The organism is Bradyrhizobium brasilense, from assembly GCF_029714345.1.
Taxonomy (GTDB): Bacteria; Pseudomonadota; Alphaproteobacteria; order Rhizobiales; family Xanthobacteraceae; genus Bradyrhizobium; species Bradyrhizobium australafricanum.
The window spans coordinates 8,224,744-8,240,861 of the sequence record NZ_CP121669.1 but is presented as its reverse complement, the minus strand read 5'-3'; the positions used below and the strand labels follow the sequence as shown (position 1 = coordinate 8,240,861).

Below are 16,118 nucleotides of genomic sequence, written 5' to 3'. Positions count from 1 at the left end.
CCGCCTGTTGTGGCGCGCGAAGGGAGCGTCGGGGGAATGCGGACCGGGATCGCAGGCGCGGCAGCGGCAACGTTTGCGGCAAACCGCGCCCGGGGTGCGGTCAGGTTCGACGTGCATCTGAAAGACGGCGCCACCCGCCGCGGCGACCTGCATGAGTCCGGCTCGTTGCGCGTCCGCTTCCCATCGCCGGAGGACGATGGTCTCTCGGCCATGTTCGTCAACACCGCCGGCGGCATTGCCGGCGGGGACCGCTTCGAGATCGCGGTCGCGGCCGGCGAGGGAGCGCGTTTGGCGCTGACCACCGCGGCGGCTGAGAAAGTCTACCGTGCACCGGCAGCGGCGGCACGGCTCAACATCGCGCTGACCGTTGCCGCAGGCGCGCATCTTGCCTGGCTGCCGCAGGAAACCATCCTGTTCGACCGTGCCCGCATTCACCGCGGCTTCGACATCGACCTCGCCGAGGGTGCCTCGCTCCTGCTCTGCGAGATCGTGGTGTTCGGCCGCGCCGCGATGGGCGAGACCATGCGCCACGGCGAGTTCGTCGACCGCTGGCGGATGCGACGCGGCGGCCGGCTGGTGTTTGCCGAGACCATCCGCCTCGACGGCGAGATCGGCGAGAAGCTCGCGCGACCCGCGATCGCGGGCGGCGGCTGCGCGATCGGCACGGCGTTGATCGTGCCGGGTGACGAAGCCCTGGTCGAGCGCATCCGCGAGGCGTCGGAAAGCTTCGGCGGCGAGGTCGGCATCTCCGCCTGGAATGGCTTTGCAATGGCCCGCTTCTGTGCCCAAGATGCGGCCCGGCTGCGGACCGGCATGATGACGGTGCTCGGCCGCGCCTCCACTGTCCCGCTGCCGCGGCTTTGGCTCAACTAATCCTTTCAACGCTTTCAGAGTGCTCGCATGAATTTGTCTCCCCGCGAAAAGGACAAGCTCCTGGTATCGATGGCGGCCATGGTGGCGCGGCGCCGGCTCGAGCGCGGCGTCAAGCTGAACCATCCCGAAGCCGTCGCGTTGATCACCGACTTCATCGTCGAGGGCGCGCGCGACGGCCGCACCGTCGCCGAGCTGATGCAGGCCGGCGCCAAGGTCCTGACCCGCGCGCAGGTGATGGATGGCATCCCGGAGATGATCCACGACATCCAGGTCGAGGCGACATTCCCCGACGGCACCAAGCTCGTCACCGTGCACGAGCCGATCCGATAGCGTCATTGTCATTCCGGGGCGGCTGAAGGCCGAACCCGGAATCCAGAGGTTGTTTCAGGAGATTCCGAGTTCGATGCTGCGCATCGCCCCGGAATGACAGGAGAGACGAATGATCCCCGGCGAACGCTTCATCAAGGACGGCGAGATCGAGCTCAATGCCGGCCGCAAGACCGTGACGCTCTCGGTCGCCAACACCGGCGACCGTCCGATCCAGGTCGGCTCGCACTACCATTTCTTCGAAACCAACCCGGCGCTGAAATTCGACCGCAAGAAAGCCCGCGGCATGCGCCTCGACATCGCCGCCGGCACCGCCGTCCGCTTCGAACCCGGCCAGACCCGCGACGTCCAGCTCGTCGCGCTCGCCGGCAAGCGCGTGATCTACGGCTTTCGCGCCGAGGTGAAGGGGAAGCTGTAGCGCCATGCTTCCCGCTGTTCGCATGGTCTCCGAAGCTGCCGAGCTTGCCGCGCACCGTCACAACGGGATGGCGCGCAAGGGGCGGGGGAGTGAGCCTTACATCAACCATCTCGCCGAGGTCGCGAACCTGCTCGCGCAGGTCACTGATGGCGCCGATGCCGAGCTGGTGGCGGCAGGCTGGCTTCACGACACCATCGAGGACACCGAGACCACGCGCGAGGAGCTCGCGCAGAAGTTCACCGCACGCGTTGCCTCGCTGGTGGTCGAGTGCACCGATGACATGAGCCTGCCAAAGCCTGCCCGCCGGCAAAAGCAGATCGAGGATGCTCCGCACAAATCTCCCAGTGCAAAGCTGATCAAGACCGCCGACAAGATCAGCAATATCGGCGCGCGGATCGTGCCGCATCCAAGCAAGGACGAGCGCGACGATCTCGCCGACTATGCGGCCTGGGCCGACAAGGTCGTTGCCGGTTGCCGGGGCATCAATCCGCGGCTGGACCGCATTTTCGACGACACGATTGCGCGCGCCAAGGCCGCGCTGGCTGAAACTGGGGGCTGACATGTCCGTGAAGATCAAGCGTTCCGTCTATGCCGACATGTTCGGCCCGACCACCGGCGACAAGGTTCGGCTTGCCGACACCGATTTGATCATCGAGGTCGAGAAGGATCTCACCACCTATGGCGAGGAGGTGAAGTTCGGCGGCGGCAAGGTGATCCGCGACGGCATGGGGCAGTCGCAGGTGACCAACGCGCAGGGCGCGGCCGATACTGTCATCACCAACGCGCTGATCGTCGATCACTGGGGCATCGTGAAGGCCGACGTCGCGATCAAGGAGGGCATGATCGCGGCGATCGGCAAGGCCGGCAATCCCGACATCCAGCCCAACGTCACCATCGTGATCGGTCCCGGCACCGATGTGATCGCCGGCGAGGGCAAGATCCTCACCGCCGGCGGATTCGACAGCCACATCCATTTCATCTGCCCGCAGCAGATCGAGCATGCGCTGATGTCTGGCGTCACCTCGATGTTAGGGGGCGGCACCGGACCCTCGCACGGCACCTTTGCCACCACCTGCACGCCCGGTCCGTGGCACATGGGGCGGATGATCCAGTCGTTCGACGCCTTCCCGGTCAATCTCGGCATTTCCGGCAAGGGCAACGCGTCGCGTCCGGCGGCGCTGGTCGAGATGATCAAGGGCGGCGCCTGCGCGCTCAAGCTGCACGAGGATTGGGGCACGACGCCGTCGGCGATCGACACCTGCCTGTCGGTGGCGGACGATTACGACGTTCAGGTGATGCTGCATTCGGACACGCTGAACGAATCCGGCTTCGTCGAGGATACGATCAAGGCCTTCAAGGGCCGCACCATCCATGCCTTCCATACCGAAGGCGCCGGCGGCGGCCATGCGCCGGATATCATTAAAATTGCCGGCCTGAAGAACGTGCTGCCGTCCTCGACCAATCCGACAAGGCCGTTCACCCGCAATACCATCGACGAGCATCTCGACATGCTGATGGTGTGCCATCACCTCGATCCGTCGATCGCCGAAGACCTCGCCTTCGCCGAGAGCCGGATCCGCAAGGAGACCATCGCCGCCGAGGATATCCTGCACGACCTCGGCGCGCTCTCGATGATGTCGTCGGACTCGCAGGCGATGGGCCGGTTGGGTGAGGTCATCATCCGCACCTGGCAAACCGCGGACAAGATGAAGAAGCAGCGCGGGTCGCTGCCGCAGGACAAGGGCAACGACAACGACAATTTCCGCGTCAAGCGCTACATCGCCAAATACACCATCAACCCCGCGATTGCGCACGGCGTGTCGAAGCTGATCGGCTCCGTCGAGAAGGGCAAGATGGCCGACCTCGTGCTGTGGTCGCCGGCGTTTTTCGGCGTCAAGCCGGATTGCATCATCAAGGGCGGCTCGATCGTGGCGGCGCCGATGGGCGATCCCAACGCCTCGATCCCGACGCCGCAGCCGGTGCATTACCAGCCGATGTTCGCCGCCTTCGGCAAATCGCTCACCGCGTCCTCGGTGGTGTTCACCTCGAAGGCCGCGGCGAGCGGCGGTCTCGCCCGCAAGCTCGGCACAGCCAAGAAGCTCTATGCGGTGCAGAACACCCGCGGCAAGATCTCCAAGAAGAGCATGATCCACAACGACGCGACGCCCGAGATCGAGGTCGATCCCGAGACCTATGAGGTACGCGCAGACGGCGAGCTGCTGACCTGCGCGCCGGCCGAGGTGCTGCCCATGGCACAGCGCTATTTTATGTTCTAAAACCCGTCCCGGTGACCAGAGCGTCTTCGAGTGAACTGGATTTCCGGTTCGCGGAAAGAAAACGCGTCAAAACAAGACTCAAGCCAAAACAGAAAACCGGGAGGAATTTCCGTGATTTACGTCGTTGCCACGCTGACCATCAAGCCCGAGACCCGCGCCGAATTCATCGCCGCGGCGACGGCCTGCATCAAGGAAACCCGCAAGGAGCCCGGCAACATCGCCTACGATTTGCATGAGAGCGTCACCGACCACAGCAAGATGGTGTTCGTCGAGCAGTGGGAGAACGCGGAGGCGCTGGTGCCGCATCGCACCGCCGAGCACATGAAGACGTTCGGCCGGGTCGCGGTGAAATGCATGGCCGCGCCGCCGAAGATCGAGGTGATCACGCCCGAGAAGGTCGACGTCCGCTAACGAGAAAAAGAAGGGAGATAATCCATGATCTATGTCATCGCCACCACGCCGATGAAGCCGGAGAACAAGGACGACTTCATCAAGGGGCACAAGGCCTGCACGGTCGAGACCCGCAAGGAGAAGGGCTGCATCTCCTATGACGGCAATGTCAGCGTCAACGATCCCAACCTCTATGTGGTGGTCGAGCGCTGGGAGAGCCGCGAGGATCTCAACGGCCATGCCAGGGCGCCGCACATGAAGGTATGGCGCGAATATTCCGCTAACATGAAGACCGGGCCGACGGTGATCGAGATCATCAGCGACGCCAAGGTCGAGAAGCTCTGAGGCATCGATGATCCGCGCCACCAAAATCCTGGGACAGCACCGCTGGAAGGAAGCGCCAGCCGATACCGTCGTGCTCGATTTCGACGATCGGCACCGGCGGCGGATGGTGATGTCAGGGACGCGCGGGCTCGAATTCCTGCTTGATCTCGAAAACGCCGTCGCGCTGCGCGGCGGCGATGCGTTGGTGCTGGAGGACGGCCGTCTCGTCGAGGTGGTCGCAGCTCCCGAGCCGCTGGCGGAAATCCGCGGCAGCGATCCGCATCATCTGATCCGGGTCGCCTGGCATCTCGGCAACCGTCATCTGCCGACCCAGATCATGCCCAAGGGATTGCGCATCCGCAGGGATCACGTGATCGAGGCGATGGTGAAGGGGTTGGGGGCCCGTGTCATCGAGATCGAGGCACCGTTCGATCCCGAGGGCGGCGCCTATGCCGAGCATGCGCATGCCGACGAGCACGCGCATGGTCACACCGGGCACGACCATGCCCACAGCCATGCGCATGATCACGGTCACCACCATGGCCATGATCATGGGTCTGACCATGACCACCACCATCATCATGATGAGCATTGCGAGCATGCTCATCATCACCACGATCACTCCCATGCTCATGACCACAAATGAGCCTGATCCCGCCGCGATGCGCGGCGGGATGGCGGAGGACGAGGCAGCCGCGCTGTACCGGCTGATGACGTGGCTGTCGCCGTCCTTTCCGGTTGGGGCGTTCGCCTATTCAAGCGGCATCGAATGGGCGGTCGAGGCCGGCGACATCACGGATGCCGCGTCGCTGCGCGGCTGGCTCGCCGCGATGCTTTCCGACGGCAGCGGATTTTGCGACGCGGTGTTTCTCGCGCAGAGTTTTCGCGTAGCGTTGCAGCCCAATCATGCCGGGCTGAAGGAGATTGCCGAACTCGCGGCTGCCTTCGTGCCGTCGCGCGAGCGGCAGCTCGAGACCACGACGCAGGGGCGCGCCTTCATCGAGATTGCTCGTGCCGCGTGGAATTCGCCCGACCTCGACGCGATGATTGCGGTTTGCGACGGCCCTGTCGTCTACCCGGTCGCGGTCGGCATCGTCAGCGCTGCACACGGCATTCGGCTTGCGCCTGTGCTGCACGCCTTCCTGCATGCCGTGCTCTCGAACTGGATTTCCGCGGGCAGCCGGCTGATCCCGCTCGGGCAGACCGCCAGTCAGCGCGTGCTGGCCGATCTCGAGCCGGTCGTGGCAGCAACCGCGGCGCGGGCCAATGCGGCCTCGCTCGACGATCTCGGCGGCGCGACCTTTCGAGCCGATCTCGCTAGCCTGCGTCACGAGACGCAATACACGAGGCTGTTCCGGTCATGATGCACCCTCCGCTGTCGTCCCTGCGAGAGCAGGGACCCATAACCACAGGCGCATGTGGTTGTGCAGGGCTGTGGCCCCAGCGCGTCGCAACAATCGAGTTCGGTGGTTATGGGTCCCGGCTCCGTGCGCAACTGCGCACTCGGCCGGGACGACAAGGAAAGAGCACCTGATATGCCCACTTCCCACGGCCCACTTCGTGTCGGCGTCGGCGGCCCGGTCGGCTCCGGCAAGACCGCGCTGATGGACCTGCTCTGCAAGTCGATGCGCGAGCACTACGACATCGCCGCGATCACCAACGACATCTACACCAAATGGGATGCCGAGTTTCTGGTGCGCTCCGGTTCGCTGACGCCGGACCGCATCGCCGGTGTCGAGACCGGCGGCTGTCCGCACACCGCGATCCGCGAGGACGCTTCGATGAATCTCGCCGCGGTCGCCGACATGCGGGCAAAATTCCCCGACCTCGATCTGGTGCTGATCGAATCCGGCGGCGACAATCTGGCGGCGACCTTCTCGCCGGAATTGGCTGACCTCACGATCTACGTCATCGACGTCGCCGCCGGCGACAAGATCCCCTCCAAGGGCGGCCCCGGCATCACGCGATCCGACCTCCTGGTGATCAACAAGATCGATCTCGCACCCCATGTCGGTGCGTCACTCGAGAAGATGGACACCGACGCCAGGCGGATGCGCGGCGAGCGGCCCTTCGTGATGACCAACCTGAAGAAGAGCGACGGCCTCGATCGCATCATCAGCTTCATCGAGACCAAGGGCGGCCTTCGGTCGCAGGGCAAGGTCAAGGCAGGCTGACGTTAATCATTGTGGCGGTGCGAACCCTTATCCCCGTCATCCTGAGGAGCGAGCCTCGAAGGATGAACGGCCACCGGTGGGGCCGTTCATCCTTCGAGACGCGCTGCGCGCTCCTCAGGATGACGGTGAGGCACTTGGCTGGATGTCGCTGGCCGCCGCAAAAAAGCTGCGCAATCGCCGGAACAATTTCCAACTTTGCCGATTAGCAACCTTTGGCGCCGCCAAAGACCGCCGGGTGGCGTCGTCGTTAATGCTGCCGACCGGCTCCTGTTGCGGACCGATGATCGCTATTCCATATTCCTTGGCGGCGGGCCTTCATCGCATCCTGATTTGTCGCCGCCCTTGCAGAAGCCAGATGACTTCCGTCCCCTTTCGCCACCCCCTGATTGCCGAGTAAGCGTGTGGTTCGACTGGGCTTCATCGTTGCCTTGATTGCGCTGATCGGAGTTCTGCTCTCCGGTCTTGCCGCCTATCGGGTGCACGATCAGGAGCTCGCGATCGACGGCATCGCGCTGGCGCGGGCGATCGACGTCCACGCCAGCCTGGTGCAGGACCGCCTGACCGAGCGCGAGCTGCTGGCGCGGGTGGCCTCGGGGCTGTTCCGGGCGCCGTCGATGGTGAAGGCCAACATGCTGCAGCCGCTGCGCTCGGCGATCTACGCCTTCAAGACCGATTTCGTCGTCGCCGCCTGGATCGCGCGGCTCAAGCCGGACGAGCTGGCCGCGGCGGAGGCCGAGCTGAAGGCCAACGGCTTCACCAATCCGACCATCCGGGATTTCGACGACCAGGCGCTCGACCTCAAGGCGCTCGACAAGCCGATCAACGTGCTGATGGACGTCGAGCCGCGCAATCCGGAGACCTTGAGCATTCCAGGCCGCGCCTTCGACCGCCACTCGGTGGTGGGCCCGATGCTGGCGCGAGCGATGGCCAACGCCAAGCCGGTGGCCTCCGACCCGGTGCCGCTGTTGCGGCAGAACGGCCCGGTCGGGGTTGTGCTCGCCGCGCCGGTGTTCCAGGAGGGCGCATCCGAGCCGGCCGGCTTCATCACCTTCTCCTATGAGCTGTCGTCGCTGATGCTGACCAACGACGACAGTTCGCTGTTCGCGGTGGCGTTGAAGGATCCGCGCGACTCCAACGACGAGTTCACCGCCAACGAGCAGGGCATCGTCACCTCGCGCGCGGTGCGCCAGGACGGCCCGCTGCCGTCGATGGTGCGCACGGTGACGTTCGGCGGCCGTGACTGGTCGCTCGACTATTACGCCAAGAGCAACGCCACGGTGCGTGCGCAGCAGACCGCGACCATCGTCGCGGCGATCGGCCTCGCGCTGACCGGCATCGTCTGCGGCCTGTTCGGCTATGTCGCCTACAACAATTTGCGGCTCAGCCGCGAGATCGAGGTCCGCATCGGATTCGAACGCCGGTTGACCGCCGTGATCGACGAGCTCAACCATCGCGTCAAGAACATCCTCGCTGTGATCCAGTCGATCGTGACCCGCACGCTGCGGCACGGCGCCGATATCGATGTCGCGCGCGAACTCTTGATCGGGCGCATCCATGCGATGTCGAACGTCGTCACGCTGCTCAGCGAGAGCCAGTGGCAGGGCGTCAAGCTGAAGGGCCTGTTCGAATCGCGCGCGATCCCGCATGCCGACCGGATCGCGGTGAACGGTCCCGACATCACGGTCAGCGCCCGCGCCGCCCAATCGCTGTCGCTGCTGTTCTTCGAGCTCGCCTCGCATTCCGACGAAGGGCTGTCGCTGGTCGGCAAGCACCCGCACATCGTCGCCAATTGGGAGGTCGTCGGCGAGGATGCGGACTCGGTCTTTCATTTCCGCTGGGAAGAGTTCAACACCAGCCAGGCGACGCGGCGAGCCGACAGTGATTTCGGCCTGATCCTGCTCGACCGTGTCGCGCCCGAGGCGCTCGGTGGCACCGCGAAGCGTTACTTCACCGACGTCTCCTATGTCTATGAACTGACCGCGCCGATGGACACCGTCGTCGACATGACCGAGCGCGACCGCACCGAGCAGTTCTCCGCGCCGCTGCGCCCGGTGAAGAAGTAGCGGCTGCCTCAGGTTGTGTGATCGGATCGACGCGCGGATTGATCGAAATCACGCGCGCAAGCATGCGCCGGCGTCATCGTGACCAATGCCCACTATCAGTAATAGACCGCAACCGATTGTTAAAACTTCGTTGAACATGCTTGGGCATATACCGAGCAGGATACCGTCTGAGGACCCCGATGAGGCTTTGGGTCAGCCTGACCTTGCTCGCGGCAGTTTTGCCGGTAGGGCTGTCGCTTGCCTTGACTCCGGCAGCGCCGCCCGGCGACCCTGCGACAATCCGTGCCAGCTATCGGCGGCCGGACGTCGTTCCGTTCCCGAGCAGCAATCCCTATTCGGAGGCGAAATCCGCGCTTGGGCAACTGCTGTTCTTCGATCCACTGCTGTCGAGGTCAAGGACGCACTCCTGCGCGAGCTGCCACAGGCCATCCCTTTCATGGGCCGACGGCCTTCCGCGCGCCATCGGTGAGGATCCCAAGGGCCTGCCGATCCGCTCGCCTACATTGATCGATGTGGCCTTCTTCGAGCCGCTGGGATGGGACGGCAAGTTCAGGGATCTGGAATCCGTTGCGTTCGGGCCGATCCTCAGTCCGGCGAACCTGAACATGACCGAGCCCGAATTGATCGCGCGACTTTCGGCGATCCCCGGCTATGTCGATGCCTTCGCCCACGCATTCGGAGACGGCGCGATCACGCGGCCGAGGATCGAGGCCTCGTTGGCGACCTTCGAGCGCTCCATCGTTGCAGGCGAGGCTCCGTTCGACCGTTGGATCAAGGGCGACGATACCGCAATCAGCAAATCAGCCCAGCACGGCTTTGAGCTTTTCAACGGCAAGGCGCGTTGCTCCGCTTGCCACAGCGGCCCGTCGTTTTCCGACGGATCCTTCCAGGATATCGGCACCGCCAAGGGCCATGACATCGGGCGCGGCCGTTTCTTTCCGACCTCGGCGAAGCTGAAATATGCGTTCAAGACGCCGACATTGCGCGACGTCGCGCGCCGCGCGCCCTATATGCACGACGGATCGGTGGCAACGCTGGAAGATGTCATCGAGCTTTACAACAAGGGTGGGATCGATCGGCCGAGCCGATCGCCCGACATCAAGCCGCTGTCCCTGACGGCAGACGAGAAGAACGACCTCATCGCCTTCCTGCAAACCCTGACCGCAACGGCCCCGCCGGTGGCAGGCGTCCCCAAACTGCCGCGCTGACCGCGGCTCAACGCGGTTCAGAACGAGGTTCGTTCAGGACAGGTGCGGCAGCGCCGCGCCCAGGAGGCCGAGCCCCACGATCACGAATGCGCCCGCGCAGGTCTCGAGGGTCGCTGTGCGCGCAGCGGACGATCTTGTCACATAGGCGAGGGCCGACCCCACCCCGATACTTACGACGCTCAACGCTCCGAACACTGTACCGGCTCCCGATCCGATTTGTCCGGATTTCACTACGACAGTTGAATTGAGCTCCCGTGCCGGAATTAGCTAAAATTTGAGGGAACCGGCTGTAAAGACTGCACTAAGGGACAGGCCGGGGGCTCGCCCGCCACGATTAACCACAATGCAACCACGGGGTGTCCCGGCAGGCGCAAAGCTTAAAATTTGATATAAGTTAAACAAGTCCTTAAGTGTGTGGGCGGTTGGTTCAATGTTTAGTGGATGGGCGCGAGATACCGTCTCGGCGGTGCGCTCCTTTTTCGCCACGTGCCTTGCAGCGGTTCTGTTTTGTGTCGTCGCCGCGCGCAGTGCCGAGGCACATGTCAAATGGTTTTGTGCCTACGATGTCGCCGGCCAGCCCCGCGGACTCGAGAATGTCCTTTGCCTGGATTTCGAGCTGCTGCTCGGCGTCGCCATCTTCTGGCTGTTTGCGGGTTGCCTGATCGAGCCCACCTCGCTGGGTGACGCCACGATCCGGGTCATGGACCGTGTCACCGAGGGGCTGCGGCTGCGCACCGAATTGATGATGCGCGCCGTGTGCGGGTTCTTCTTCATCTCGATCTGGGCCGTGGGCGGCATCCTGCTGACGCCCGAGTTGAAGACGACGTCGCCGTATGTCGGCGCGCTGCAGCTTGCCATCGCTGCCGGGATGCTGTCACGACGCACGCTGCCGCTGTCGGCGGCGGGGATGGTGGTCCTGTTCGGGATCGGTGTGCGCGACTACGGTGTCTTTCACCTCGCCGATTACCCGATCTTTCTCGGTGTTGCCGCCTATTTTGCACTGGTTGGGCTGAACAAGGATCTGTTCGGAGTCCGGCCGATCGACGTGATGCGCTACGCCGCCGCGGTGACGTTGATGTGGGCCTCGGTCGAAAAATGGGCCTATCCGGAGTGGAGCTTCCCGCTGCTGATCGAGCATTCTGCGATGACGCTGGGCTTCGACAACGAGTTCTACATGCGCGCCGCCGGCATGGTGGAATTCACGCTTGCCTTTGCCTTGATCTGGACGCCGCTGATCCGGCGCTGCGCCGCCGCCGTGCTGACGGGGATGTTCATCAGCGCGTGCTTCGAATTCGGCAAGATCGACACGATCGGACACTCGGCGATCATCGCTGTCCTGCTTGCGATTGTCGCCGACAACAAGGTGTTGTCGCGCGACCGTCGTGCGCCGTGGCTTGCCCCGGTCGCACTCTGTGCCGCGCTGTCGGTGACCTTGTTCGTCTACTATTTCGGTCACGCCGCGATCTTCAAGACGTCGGTCCTGTAGATCGCCGCGCCTGGGGCGGCTATTTGGCGACGTGGACGGCGAGCTTCATCTTCGGGTGAATACCGCACAGCACGGTGTAGTCGCCAGGCACCGAGAAGGTGACGTCGAACTTGCTGCCCGGCTGCTGGTCGCCCGAGTCGAAGCTGAACGTATCAGTGCTCAAATAAGCGTGATGCAGCAGTTCGCCGTCATCGTTAACGAACCGTAAAACCTCACCCCGCTTGATCGAGATCTGCGCGGGTTTGAATTCACGATCCTTCTGCGAAATGACATAAGGGGCTGCGCCCAAAGCTGCTCCAATAAGCGCTCCAGTGACGATCGCCGCCGCAAACGGCACGCGGCCGAACTGGCCCAGGCGCAAGGCGCGCAACAAGCCTGACTGCATGAGACCCCCGCTGAACCTCGAACACCAAATATCGGCTATCCCGGGGCCGCAAATGTGGCTCCCGGATCACCTGTAAGGGTGATTATCGCCAGCTGATCTTAACGATTTCAGCATGAGTTCCAGTCACTACTAAAGCAATTTTGAGCAGACAGTTATTTTCCGCAGTGCTGCGCGTTTCTGCGTAGCTTGAGTATCGAGCACTACGGCGAAACGCGGGCATGGACAGCCTATTTGGCAACCTCAAGGTAAAGAGCGGTGCGGCCTTTCGGTTCGCAACCGGCCGCCTTTCGCGTCTTGCCCTGACCAAGGGTTCGATCCGCAGCCAGATTCTGATTTTTTGCCTTGCGATGAGCGCCGTTGCAGTCGCCCTCGGTGGGTACTCCATCCTCGGCATCCGACATGCCGGCGATCTGGTGGCCAAGACGTTCGACGAATCCCTGATGTCGATCAACTATGCACGCGCGGCCGGTGCGGATTTCGCCGCGATGCGGGTCGCCTCGTCGCAACGCCTGCTGACCGCGGATCCGGAGATTCGCGCCAATCTCGATGGCCAGATTGAAAAGCTCGGGAAGACGCTCTCGGAAGACCTGGCGATTGCTGCCGATCGGTCGCAATCCTCGCGCGCAGCGCAAGCCGCCGCAAAGGTTCAGGAAGCCGCCGACGCCTGGATGGCGCTGCACCGGCGCGCGATCGGATCCTCCACGGAGGGCAGCGCGGCGGCCGATCCGCGCGCACCAGGTGCGACGGTCGGCGATGTCGATCGTTACTCCAAGATCGTCAGTCAGCAGGTCGAGCTGCTGGTCAATTATACGGCCGGCGATGGCTTCCTGTTCAGGCAAAAGGCGCTCTCGACGATCAAGCGGGACCTGCAGCTCAACGTCGCCGGGCTGACCGTCGCGCTGTTTCTGTCCGCCTTGTTTTCGTGGCTGCTGGCGCGCCGCATCATCGGACCGGTCGCGATCGCATCGCGGGCCGCGCGAAGCATCGCAGGCGGCGACCTCGACGCGACCATCCCCAAGGGCGGGACCGACGAGCTTGGCACGCTTCTGACCGCCATGGAAACGATGCGCGACAACATCCGGCGGATGGTCAATCAAGAAGTATCGCAACGCCGCTCGGCGCAGGCACGGCTTTCCGATGCGCTCGAAACGTCGCGTGAGGGCGTCGTGCTGCTCGATGCGGATGGCCAGGTCGCGCTGGCCAACTCGCGCGCGAGTGAATTCATCCGTCTCTCGCCGCAGCTTCTGCAGTCGAATCCGCTCGATGCCGCCAGGCTGGCGCCTGCCGACGGTGACATCGATGGCTTTGCGAGCGAGGCGCAGCTTGCGGATGGACGCTGGCTGCGCGTCAGCCGCAGCGAGACGCAGGAGGGCGGCGTCGTCCTCGTATACAGCGACATCTCCGCGCTGAAGCAGCAGAAGGCCGAGCTGCATGAAACCAATCTGCGGCTCGACGCGGCGCTCACGCACATGTCGCAAGGATTGTGCCTCTACAACAGCGAGGCGCGGCTGCAGGTCGCCAACCGCCGGTTCTGCGAGATCTTCGATATATCGCCGGAGCTTGTCGTTCCCGGAATGACCATGGAGGAGGTGCTCGACCTGAGCATCGCCGCGGGCAATCACGGCGAGCGGACCGTCACCGACCTGCTGGCGGAGCGCGAGCGGTCGATGGCCCAGCACGACGGCAATTATCTGCAGCATCTCAGCGATGGACGGATCATTGCGATCGCGCAACGGCCGACAACCGATGGCGGCTGGCTCGTCACCTGCGAGGACGTCACCGAACAGCAACGGGCGGAATCGCAGATCGCGTTCATGGCCCGGCACGATGCCCTGACCAAGCTGCCGAACCGGACGTTGTTGGCCGAGCGGATCGAGCTGGCGGTTGCGCAGGTCGGCCGCGGGCTCGGCTTCGCGGTGTTCTGCCTCGATCTCGATAATTTCAAGCAGGTCAACGACACGCTCGGGCATCCGGTCGGCGACGAGCTGCTGTGCGCAGTCGCGGACCGGCTCAACGCCTGCGTCCGTGAGGTCGACACCGTCGCGCGTTTGGGCGGCGACGAGTTCGCGGTCATCCAGTGTGGCGTCCAGGGCGGAGACGAGGCCGAACGCCTCGCGCGCCGCATCGTGGAATGCGTGGGTGCGCCGTACGAGCTGAACGGGCATCGCGTCGTCGTCGGATGCAGCGTCGGCATCTCGATGTCGCCGGGTGACGGCACCACCGGCGAGAAGCTGCTGAAGAACGCTGACGTCGCTTTGTACCGCGCCAAGATGGAAGGCCGCGGCACCTGGCGCTTCTTCGAGCCTGCGATGGACGCCAGCCTGCAGCGGCGTCGGGCCATCGAGCTCGACCTTCGCGAGGCGATGGTCAAGGACGAGTTCTCGTTGTTCTACCAGCCGCTCTACGATCTCCATCTCGACCGCATCTGCGGCTTCGAGGCGCTGCTGCGCTGGCATCACCCCAAGCGCGGGCTGGTGCCGCCGGACCAGTTCATCCCGATCGCGGAAGAGATCGGTCTGATCGGCCCGCTGGGAGAATGGGTGCTCAATCGCGCCTGCGAACAGGCGACGACCTGGCCAAGCGAGATGAAGCTCGCGGTCAACGTCTCGGCGGTCCAGTTTCGCGATGCCGACTTCACCGACGTCGTCGTCGGCGCGCTCGCGACGTCAAAATTGTCGCCGCGCCGGCTGGAGCTCGAAATCACCGAATCCGTGTTCCTCGCGAACAGCAACGAGACGCTTGCAACGCTGCACAAGCTGAAGGCGCAGGGAGTGCGCATCGCGCTGGATGATTTCGGCACCGGCTATTCGTCGCTGAGCTATCTGCGCAGCTTCCCCTTCGACAAGCTCAAGATCGACAAATCCTTCGTGCGCGACGCGACCGCGACGCATGGATCGAAGTCGATCGTCCGCGCCGTCATCAGCCTCGGCAGAAGCCTCGGCATGACCACGATCGCGGAGGGCATCGAGACCGTCGAGCAGCTGGATCATATGCGGGCCGAAGGCTGCAACGAGGCGCAGGGCTTCCTGTTCAGTCACCCGGTCCCGGTGACCGAAATCGCAGCCAAGATCCTCGAGTTGAGAAACGGCTTCAAGCCGGCGTCCGTCAAGGCGATGGCCAGCTGACGGCGCGTTGAGTGTCACCGGGCCCTGCAGGCCAACATGAAAAAGGCGGCCCGCGGGCCGCCTTTTCCTATTTATCGCCGTGGTCGCGCTTAGCCGCCATTGCCGCCGATCACGGCGCGCACGGTGTTGTCGGGGCCGAAATCCTCCGCGCTGTCGACATAGAGCAGCGCGGAGAGCTTCGATCGCGCGCGGTTGACGCGGCTCTTGATGGTGCCGACCGCGCAGCCGCAGATTGCCGCGGCATCCTCGTAGGAGAAGCCGGACGCGCCGACCAAAATCAGCGCCTCGCGCTGGTCCTGCGGCAGCTTTTCGAGCGCGGCGCGGAATTCCTCGAACTCCAGATGCGCCGCCTGCGAAGGCTGGCTCTTCAGCGTCTTGGCATAATTGCCCTCGGCATCCTCGACCTCGCGCCGCCGCTTCCGGTAGTCGGAGCGAAACAGGTTGCGCAGGATGGTGAACAGCCACGCGGGGAGGTTCGAGCCGGGCTGGAACGAGTCGATGTTGGCGATCGCGCGCAGCAGGGTCTCCTGCACCAGATCGTCGGCGCGGTCACCATTACCGGACAGCGAGATCGCGAACGCGCGCAGGCTCGGGACCGACGCAAGGATATCGTCGCGAAGTTCATTCGTGAGAGGCATTAGTCCCCTCCATTGTTCTTGTCGGTATCGCCCCCGGCGACGGCAGCCGCCGCAGCCTCCGGCCCGTCGAGTTTGCGGATCAGCTCCGCAAAGCGGTCGGGTACGCCCTGTCGCACCACGTCATCGTACATGGCGCGAAGCTGGTGGCCGATTCTCGATTGAATCTCGGCGTTGAGACCGCCCTGCTTCTTTACTTCCTTCATGATGTGATCCACGCTTCCCCGGGAGTTAAGTCTCTGATTTTCAAGTCGTTTCCTCGAAAAAAGAGGCTGGCCGCGTTGCCTCGTCGGTCAGGAGCTAATGCAAAGTTGCGCAGAAAGTTCCGGAATGCTGGAACTATTTCGCGGAACTTTTTCGGCTTTCGCGCGTAGTCGGCCATGCAGGGGAACCGGGGTCGTCCCAGAACTGGATTCTGTCGCCCCCAGACAACG

18 protein-coding genes are annotated in these 16,118 nt (G+C 63.8%); 15 read left to right on the top strand and 3 right to left on the bottom strand.

The genetic code is table 11. The annotated features are described in order from the left end of the window. Positions 1 to 36: 36 nt before the first annotated feature. From QA635_RS38155 to QA635_RS38090, 14 genes are all read left to right on the top strand, one after another. Complete coding sequence (locus QA635_RS38155; protein WP_283065015.1) at positions 37 to 873, top strand: urease accessory protein UreD; 837 nt, start codon at positions 37 to 39, stop codon at positions 871 to 873. Between the two features lie 27 nt (positions 874 to 900). After that, complete coding sequence (locus QA635_RS38150; protein WP_028334687.1) at positions 901 to 1,203, top strand: urease subunit gamma; 303 nt, start codon at positions 901 to 903, stop codon at positions 1,201 to 1,203. A 109-nt stretch (positions 1,204 to 1,312) separates the two neighbouring features. Further along, entirely contained in the window at positions 1,313 to 1,618 is a 306-nt protein-coding gene (locus QA635_RS38145; RefSeq protein ID WP_139480290.1) for an urease subunit beta, read from the top strand. A gap of 4 nt (positions 1,619 to 1,622) precedes the next feature. Beyond that, complete coding sequence (locus tag QA635_RS38140) at positions 1,623 to 2,177, top strand: HD domain-containing protein (RefSeq protein WP_283065014.1); 555 nt, start codon at positions 1,623 to 1,625, stop codon at positions 2,175 to 2,177. A gap of 1 nt (position 2,178) precedes the next feature. Continuing rightward, a complete protein-coding gene (gene ureC, locus QA635_RS38135) occupies positions 2,179 to 3,894 on the top strand; it encodes an urease subunit alpha (protein WP_283065013.1) in 1,716 nt (571 codons plus the stop codon). Positions 3,895 to 4,005: 111 nt separating this feature from the next. Next, the gene (locus QA635_RS38130; protein WP_024581875.1) at positions 4,006 to 4,305 is read left to right on the top strand and encodes a putative quinol monooxygenase; all 300 of its coding nucleotides are present in this window, start codon (positions 4,006 to 4,008) and stop codon (positions 4,303 to 4,305) included. 24 nt (positions 4,306 to 4,329) lie between these two features. Further along, positions 4,330 to 4,629, top strand: a complete 300-nt coding sequence (locus QA635_RS38125; RefSeq protein ID WP_028342270.1) for a putative quinol monooxygenase — start codon at positions 4,330 to 4,332, stop codon at positions 4,627 to 4,629. 7 nt (positions 4,630 to 4,636) lie between these two features. Next, a complete protein-coding gene (locus tag QA635_RS38120; RefSeq protein WP_283065012.1) occupies positions 4,637 to 5,254 on the top strand; it encodes an urease accessory protein UreE in 618 nt (205 codons plus the stop codon). Further along, positions 5,235 to 5,972, top strand: coding sequence for an urease accessory protein UreF (locus QA635_RS38115; protein WP_283065011.1), 738 nt, complete (start codon positions 5,235 to 5,237; stop codon positions 5,970 to 5,972). The genes QA635_RS38120 and QA635_RS38115 overlap by 20 nt, the downstream gene beginning before the upstream one ends. 171 nt (positions 5,973 to 6,143) lie before the next feature. Beyond that, positions 6,144 to 6,782, top strand: coding sequence for an urease accessory protein UreG (gene ureG / locus QA635_RS38110; RefSeq protein WP_283065010.1), 639 nt, complete (start codon positions 6,144 to 6,146; stop codon positions 6,780 to 6,782). 76 nt (positions 6,783 to 6,858) lie between these two features. Further along, complete coding sequence (locus tag QA635_RS38105) at positions 6,859 to 7,179, top strand: hypothetical protein (RefSeq protein ID WP_283065008.1); 321 nt, start codon at positions 6,859 to 6,861, stop codon at positions 7,177 to 7,179. Positions 7,180 to 7,183: 4 nt separating this feature from the next. Then, complete coding sequence (locus QA635_RS38100; protein WP_050387210.1) at positions 7,184 to 8,845, top strand: CHASE domain-containing protein; 1,662 nt, start codon at positions 7,184 to 7,186, stop codon at positions 8,843 to 8,845. A 179-nt stretch (positions 8,846 to 9,024) separates the two neighbouring features. Continuing rightward, on the top strand, positions 9,025 to 10,053 hold the full coding sequence (locus QA635_RS38095; RefSeq protein ID WP_283065004.1) for a cytochrome-c peroxidase: 1,029 nt from the start codon (positions 9,025 to 9,027) through the stop codon (positions 10,051 to 10,053). Positions 10,054 to 10,555: 502 nt separating this feature from the next. Continuing rightward, on the top strand, positions 10,556 to 11,539 hold the full coding sequence (locus QA635_RS38090) for a hypothetical protein (protein ID WP_283072064.1): 984 nt from the start codon (positions 10,556 to 10,558) through the stop codon (positions 11,537 to 11,539). Positions 11,540 to 11,558: 19 nt separating this feature from the next. Here QA635_RS38090 and QA635_RS38085 read toward each other — a convergent pair whose 3' ends face one another. Further along, entirely contained in the window at positions 11,559 to 11,924 is a 366-nt protein-coding gene (locus QA635_RS38085) for a methylamine utilization protein (RefSeq protein ID WP_028334698.1), read from the bottom strand. Between the two features lie 218 nt (positions 11,925 to 12,142). Here QA635_RS38085 and QA635_RS38080 point away from each other — a divergent pair, with 218 nt between their 5' ends. Then, positions 12,143 to 15,049, top strand: a complete 2,907-nt coding sequence (locus tag QA635_RS38080; protein ID WP_283065002.1) for an EAL domain-containing protein — start codon at positions 12,143 to 12,145, stop codon at positions 15,047 to 15,049. An 89-nt stretch (positions 15,050 to 15,138) separates the two neighbouring features. Here QA635_RS38080 and QA635_RS38075 read toward each other — a convergent pair whose 3' ends face one another. Together QA635_RS38075 and QA635_RS38070 are read right to left on the bottom strand one after the other, a co-directional pair. Continuing rightward, positions 15,139 to 15,687: a sigma-70 family RNA polymerase sigma factor gene (locus QA635_RS38075; RefSeq protein ID WP_016847265.1), complete on the bottom strand. Its 549-nt coding sequence runs from the start codon at positions 15,685 to 15,687 to the stop codon at positions 15,139 to 15,141. Next, the gene (locus tag QA635_RS38070) at positions 15,687 to 15,890 is read right to left on the bottom strand and encodes a NepR family anti-sigma factor (RefSeq protein WP_018269610.1); all 204 of its coding nucleotides are present in this window, start codon (positions 15,888 to 15,890) and stop codon (positions 15,687 to 15,689) included. The genes QA635_RS38075 and QA635_RS38070 overlap by 1 nt, the downstream gene beginning before the upstream one ends. Positions 15,891 to 16,118: the final 228 nt, after the last annotated feature.